The 6491-nt window shown below is 42.8% G+C and carries 4 protein-coding genes and 1 pseudogene; 4 read left to right on the forward strand and 1 reads right to left on the reverse strand.

The features are described 5' to 3' along the window. The first annotated feature begins 197 nt into the window (after positions 1-197). The 4 genes from B7L72_RS08515 to B7L72_RS18250 all read left to right on the forward strand — a co-directional run bounded on the left by B7L72_RS08515 (position 198) and on the right by B7L72_RS18250 (position 5293). Complete coding sequence (locus B7L72_RS08515) at positions 198-1643, forward strand: phosphomannomutase (RefSeq protein ID WP_081193752.1); 1446 nt, start codon at positions 198-200, stop codon at positions 1641-1643. 66 nt (positions 1644-1709) lie between these two features. Beyond that, positions 1710-3953: a glycosyltransferase family 2 protein gene (locus B7L72_RS08520; RefSeq protein WP_081193754.1), complete on the forward strand. Its 2244-nt coding sequence runs from the start codon at positions 1710-1712 to the stop codon at positions 3951-3953. A gap of 39 nt (positions 3954-3992) precedes the next feature. Continuing rightward, entirely contained in the window at positions 3993-4673 is a 681-nt protein-coding gene (locus B7L72_RS18245) for a hypothetical protein (protein ID WP_139788480.1), read from the forward strand. A gap of 50 nt (positions 4674-4723) precedes the next feature. Continuing rightward, positions 4724-5293: a hypothetical protein gene (locus B7L72_RS18250; RefSeq protein ID WP_139788481.1), complete on the forward strand. Its 570-nt coding sequence runs from the start codon at positions 4724-4726 to the stop codon at positions 5291-5293. 907 nt (positions 5294-6200) lie between these two features. Here the strand turns inward: B7L72_RS18250 and B7L72_RS08535 are convergent. Then, positions 6201-6491: pseudogene (locus B7L72_RS08535) on the reverse strand (transposase); the annotation flags it as partial.

Consider the following 6491-nt stretch of genomic DNA (forward strand, 5'->3'; position numbering starts at 1 on the left):
AATACGGTAAAGTATTATTATTGATTGGCCAAGTTCAGTTATTTCCTTTGCAAAGGGTTGTGTGATTATCAGCTTATTAATTAATATAAATCATGCTGAAAATAACTATTTTGCTTGCATAGAGATTGCTTCAGGTAATCAACTTTTATGTCGATGCCAGATGCTACATTAAATTTATACGATAGGTGATTTTTATTATGTATCAACAGAGAGATAGCGCAAGCATTATAGAAAATAGTGGTATCGTTTTCGGTACCAGTGGTGCTCGTGGCTTGGTCGAGCAGTTCACAGATCACGTCTGTGCTGCCTTTACGGTAGCTTTTTTAACAACAATGCAAACACAATGGTCGGCGAAAAAAGTTGCTATAGGCATGGATCGCCGACCTAGTAGCCCTGATATGGTGGCTGCGTGTAGTGCAGCGGCTCGTGCTATGGGGTTCCAGGTCACAGATTATGGTGTTCTGCCGACGCCTGCGCTGGCACTTCAGGCCATGGCTGATGGTGTGCCGGCCATTATGATCACCGGTAGCCATATTCCTTTTGATCGCAATGGCATTAAGTTTTACCGTCCTGATGGTGAAATTACTAAGGCAGATGAGCAAGCCATTATGGAAGGCACTGCTGAATTACCTGCGTTTGGGGCTTGCGAGCGTGAGCCAGAAAGCGATGCTGCGGTTCAGCATTATCTGGCGCGTTACGTTGAGTGGTTTCCGGGGCAGCCACTTGTTGGCAAGCGGGTAGGGGTTTATCAGCATTCGGCAGCAGGAAGGGATCTTAATATTAAGATACTAGAGCTGTTAGGCGCTGAAGCCGTTGCATTGGGCAGGAGTGAAGCCTTTGTGCCGGTGGATACTGAGGCGGTGAGCGATGAAGATCGTGTCTTGGCGCGTCAATGGGCTACCGAGCTTCAGCTAGATGCTTTGCTGACCACTGATGGAGACGGTGACCGTCCGCTTCTTGCTGATGAAGAGGGTGAGTGGCTAAGAGGTGATATCCTAGGCTTATTATGTGCTCGTGAGCTTGGAATTCAGGCATTGGCAGTACCAGTAAGTTGTAATACGGCGATTGAAGCTTGTGGTGAGTTTGAACAGGTCGTGCGCACTCGTATTGGTTCGCCCTATGTTTTAACAGGCTTGGAAGCCTTATCTGAAAAATATACGAGGGTTGCTGGTTTTGAAGCGAATGGCGGTTTTATATTAAATACTGCATTAACGAATGGCAGCCGCCGACTAGATGCATTACCAACACGCGATGCGCTATTGCCTGCACTTACTTTGTTGGTAGCATCTGTTAAGTTGAAAAAACCTCTTTGTGATATGGTTAAAGGGCTGCCTGACCGCTATACAGTAAGTGACCGTATTACGTCGTTTCCTACAGAAAATAGCAAAGCATTACTGGCAAAGTGGCAACGCAACCTTGCAGAAATGCAGCTTGAATTAGGATTAGAGGATACTATCACTCAGGTGGATACTACTGATGGTTTACGTGTAACATTGGAAAATGATGATATTATTCATTTCCGTGCATCTGGTAATGCGCCAGAGCTTCGTTGTTACGTAGAGTCTTCATGCCAAATGTTGGCCAATAAGTGGTTAAGCAATTGTTTGAGCCATTGCCTTTATCTACGTGATTCAGGTAGTTAAAATTTTTTGACAATGTTGTGATCACTTGATGTCTTAATTGGATTTGTTTTTATAAGAAGGGAGCTGATGCTTTTTATTAGTCGACAGCATATTAATCGTATTGCTCAACACTTACCATGGAAGCGCCACTCTTTTATTCCTGTGTCTGGTCAGGAAGATAAGAATGCAATTACCTTGCATAAACCATACCCATGTTGGGGGTGGGCTATGCTTGAAATTAACGTGCAAGGTAATATTACTCATGGTGTGGCTAGCGTAGAAATAAAGGGCTTGTTGAAAAAAACCTGTATACAGGTGCCATTACGCATAGGAAAAACCGCTAAACGTTTAGTTTGGGTTCCGTTAGGCGTGAGAAGTATATGTGTGAATGGCATTAATATTTTTGGAGATTGGCACCTTCGGCAAGTAAAATGGGTTTGGCTTACACCTTGGTTTGCTCATGATCGTTTAGCTCGTCGTTTAAGTAATGTGCATGCTGATTATAGTGGTCTTACGGTTGCTCAAGTAAAACGGAAACTGCATCGAGAATCTGTCGCTCAAGGGTGTGGTTGGAGAAAGCTAGCTTTAGAAACCTACGATGCTACTTTTTCTCGACTGTGTTCTCATTACGATTACGCTGCTTGGTGTCGATGGAAAGAACCGGCTCGTTTAAATATTAAGCCATTAACCATCGAAGAAAGTCTTAGTGGCGTTTCTTTTTCATTGTTAATGCCTATCACCGAGGAACCTTCAAATGGCATTGAAAGTATCTTTGACTCCATTAAATCGCTATGGCAGCAGGTATATGCCCGCTGGGAATTATGCATTGTTATGTCGCCTCAAGTTGAGCAGCGTTATGCCGCTCAACTACGCTCTTTTTTGGGCCACTGTCGACGCGTAATACTAAGCACGACCTCTGGAAGCTTGCAATCAGCGCTACAGCAGCGTGCGCTTGTTATGGCAAAGGGAGATTGGGTCGGCTGGATCTCTCCTGGCGACCGTCTATCTTCTTTAGCGTTTGTACGGATGAAGCGCTCAATAGAAAAACTGCCTTTAATCGAGTTGGCTTATTCTGATGAAGATATTATTTCTGCGTCAGAAGAGCGATCCTCTCCAGATTTAAAACCAGAATGGAATCCTGATCTTTTACTTTCAAAAAATTACCTAGGAAGGCTAGCTTTGTATCGTCGAACTATGTTGTGGCGATTAGAAGCATATGCTGCTATCAAAATTAACGATGATAACTCAAGCCCTGAAGCATTCGATTATATGCGAGCATTACGCTTTCTTATCTGGTGGCAGCAAAGCAGTTCATTATCGAGTGTTGTTCGTGTGCCAGGTATTTTTTATCATCGCCATGAACATAATGCTAACAAGCGCAACAATGTTAATGTGGTTAATCTAGTTCAACAGTATTTTAATTTTCAAAATGCTGGAAAAATAAAAGTTACAAACGGGTTAGTCCCAGGGAGCGTTAAGAATTGCTGGCCCCTCCCTGAAAAGCGGCCTTTGGTTACCTTGATTGTGCCAACTAGAGATCATATTGAACTTCTCAAGCCATGTGTTAATACATTGCTAAATAAAACTGAATATTACAATTTCGAACTTATTATTATTGACAATAACAGCAAGTGCTCTGAAACGTTAGCTTTTCTTAAAGATATAACAACTATAGATGCGCGTGTTAAGGTAGAGCGCTGGCCATACGAATTTAACTATTCCGCAATGAATAATATGGCAGTAAAAGTTGCGAAGGGAAGCTTGATTGGTTTGATAAATAATGATGTAGAGCCGATTAATAGCCAATGGCTATCGGAAATGGTAGCACATGCTGTTCGTCCAGATATAGGCTGTGTGGGTGCTAAGCTTTATTATCCTGAAGGAATGATTCAACATGCTGGTGTGATCTTGGGTGTAGGAGGCACGGCTGGCCATGCCCATCGTTTTTATTCTCGAGATGCTAATGGCTTTAATGGCCGATTAAAGTGCGTACATAACGTCTCAGCAGTGACCGGTGCTTGTCTTTTGATTGAAAAATGTATTTATCAAGATGTCGGTGGTTTGAATGAAAATGAATTGGCAGTAGCATATAATGATGTTGATTTTTGTTTAAAAGTAATGTCGGCAGGGTATCGAAACATTTGGACTCCTTATGCTGAATTAATACATTATGAATCAGCTACACGCCACGCAGCAGGAAAAACTTCCGATGCTCTTTTAGAGCGACAAGAAGCTGATTACATGCATCAAACTTGGCAGCCATTACTCTCAAAAGATCCAGCGTATCACCCTTATTTAACGCTTCACTATGAAGACTTTTCGTTAGTTTGATTTTAATTTTTTTAGTTTAGCCTGCTGCTGGGATATTGAATGTTACGTAAATTTCATTTCTACTTACACATTGGTACAGAAAAAACAGGCAGCACTGCTATACAGATCGCACTTCTGAAAAACAAAGATAATTTGTTAGATTTAGGTTTGGCATACTTAGTTTCTCATGACCGTATAGAGTCTAGGGCGTTTGCTGCTGCGGCAATTGGAGATAAACAAAAAGATGACTTTTTAACAAGAAATAATATGGACTCTGCTAAATCACGTCAAGAATTAAGGCATCAATTAGCTAGCGATTTAGATAGTTTTATTTCTGAATTGCCAGGTCATGTACATTCGATTATTTTATCCAGTGAACATTTTCATTCACGTTTGCGCTATTCTAATCAAGTAAAGTGGTTATATGAATTTTTGCTCCCTTATGCATCGGGTTTTACCGTGATATGCTATGTTCGTCCCCAAGTGGATTTAGTTTCATCTTCTTACTCGACGATGCTAAAAAGCTATGATGCTCGATCTCTAAGTGAAGTTGTGGATAGTGTTTGTGTGAAAAATAATCACTACTATAATTACAATAATTTTTTAAGTCTTTGGGAAAATGTATTTGGTTTCGAATCAATGGTTTTGCGTTTGTTTAAAGCTGATGTAATGTTGCAGGAAAATGTTGTCGCTGATTTCTTCTCCGCCATTAATAATAATGCTGAATTTATAAAAAAATAAATTTCTCTAGCGAGCGTCATAATGAGTCTCTCAATCCCGTTGGTCAGTCTATGCTTTGTCTCCTAAATGAGATTTATAACAATTCAGGTCAATTTTTTTTTGGAAGTGAGATTGAAGAGAGTAAGGCTTATATAGATAAACTAAGAGTTGGGGTTATAGCTCTATTTTCTGGGAAGGGAGAAGTAGTTAGTGACGTTGATTTTTTTCGAATTGAAAATGAGTTTAAAGAAAGTAATATGAAGGTTGGTGTGAAATGGTTTGGAGATGAATTTGCAATTGTTAATAAGAAAAATGATCTTACCTCTAATAATGAAAGCTATTGCCCTCCGCTCGATAATAACCACTTAAACCTCTTAGAAGAGGTGTTCGTTTTTCTTGAAAAAATAGACTTTCAGTACCATAAAAAAATTGATCATTTGGCCCCTGTTTTTCGGGACATTGCTGTTATGAGAGAGCGTAAAAGCCTCAATATCTCTTATAGATGGATGACATTAGCTTGGCGAATACGTCCTAACGGACCAATTATAAATAAAAAGTTAGATGAGTATAAAACTCGACGTCATTCATTTTTTTATCATTTAAATGAGTTTTTAAAAGTTATTTTTACAAGTACTAAATAATAAAGTTTTAAGTGGGGATAAATTGCGTTGAGTGCAACGCATAGCGGTACGCAGAGTGTTGTTAGTTAATCCAGCCTAAAAGGATGTTATGGTGAATAGCCACTCTTCGTGGGTCGTTCTTAGCGATGGTGGCCTGCCAACAGAAGATATTTACTTTCTTGAATCTGCAGCGCCTGCGCTGCAAAGCCAGGGGGCAGCGGTTGAGCGTTTTGTTGCTTCGCGCTCTTTCGGTGCTGCCTGGCGTTACGGTCGCTCCTTTTTGCGCCAGTATGCCGGTGCGAATCTACTACTGTGTCGTTCATTGCCGCCCAGTTGGCTGCGCTGTTTAGAACGCAACCGCCACGCATTTAGCTATATTGGTTACTTAATTGACGATGATATTGAGGCGGCGGCCAACGACTCAACGTTACCGCAAACCTATCGAAAGCGAATGGCACGTATTGCGAAGCTGCAGCCTAGGTTGCTTGCCTTATGTGATGAGGTTATTGCTTGCAGTGGTGCACTCGCTGAGCGTTTCCAGCCGTATCATCATCGCGTTGTGGTACTAACGCCTCCAATGATTGCGGCGCTACCGCCGTTAGCGCATTTTGCATCGTTGCCTTCTTCTAATACCCCTTGGAAAATTGGCTTTTATGGCACACGGGCGCACCTGAATGATTTACAGCATATCGCGCCTGCGTTAACGGCCATTCAGCAAACCCGCACCGATACTCAGCTGGAAATAATGCTTGGCAAGCATACGCCTAGCGCGTTGGCGGCATTGCCTCGCACCGCCGTACCCGATCCGTTACCGTGGAGCGCTTTTCGCACTTACCAAGCGAGTAACCTGCTTCATATTGGGTTGGCACCATTGTTAAACACTCCTTTTAATCAGGGAAAGTCGTTTATTAAGTTTTTCGATATTACCGCGATGGGTGGGGGTATCGCTGAGATCGATCCAGCCCATCGCACGCTGCAGCACCAGGGTACGCAACTGGCTGGCCAGCGAATGACGGATGCGCAGCGGGTGGCGTCGATCGACCAGATTGTCTTCCAGCGCCTCGATCACGCCGCTGTTGTCGAGGGCTTCACGCAGCAGCAGGGCGCCGCTGTCGCTGGTGGTGCGCTGGCCGCTCAGCTCAACACGGACAGAGCCGTTGCATGAGGGCGTCCAGGTGGATAGGCTTTCACCCATGGCGGATGGCTCCCTTGGTTCAGG

The organism is Halomonas sp. BC1 (assembly GCF_002078135.1).
In the GTDB taxonomy this organism is placed as follows: domain Bacteria; phylum Pseudomonadota; class Gammaproteobacteria; order Pseudomonadales; family Halomonadaceae; genus Vreelandella; species Vreelandella stevensii.

Bases quoted from the DNA above. Each gene is read 5' to 3' on its own strand.
- B7L72_RS18250 (WP_139788481.1), top strand. From the start codon at position 4,724: ATGCTTTGTCTCCTAAATGAGATTTATAACAATTCAGGTCAATTTTTT.
- B7L72_RS18245 (WP_139788480.1), top strand. From the start codon at position 3,993: ATGTTACGTAAATTTCATTTCTACTTACACATTGGTACAGAAAAAACA.
- B7L72_RS08515 (WP_081193752.1), top strand. From the start codon at position 198: ATGTATCAACAGAGAGATAGCGCAAGCATTATAGAAAATAGTGGTATC.
- B7L72_RS08520 (WP_081193754.1), top strand. From the start codon at position 1,710: ATGCTTTTTATTAGTCGACAGCATATTAATCGTATTGCTCAACACTTA.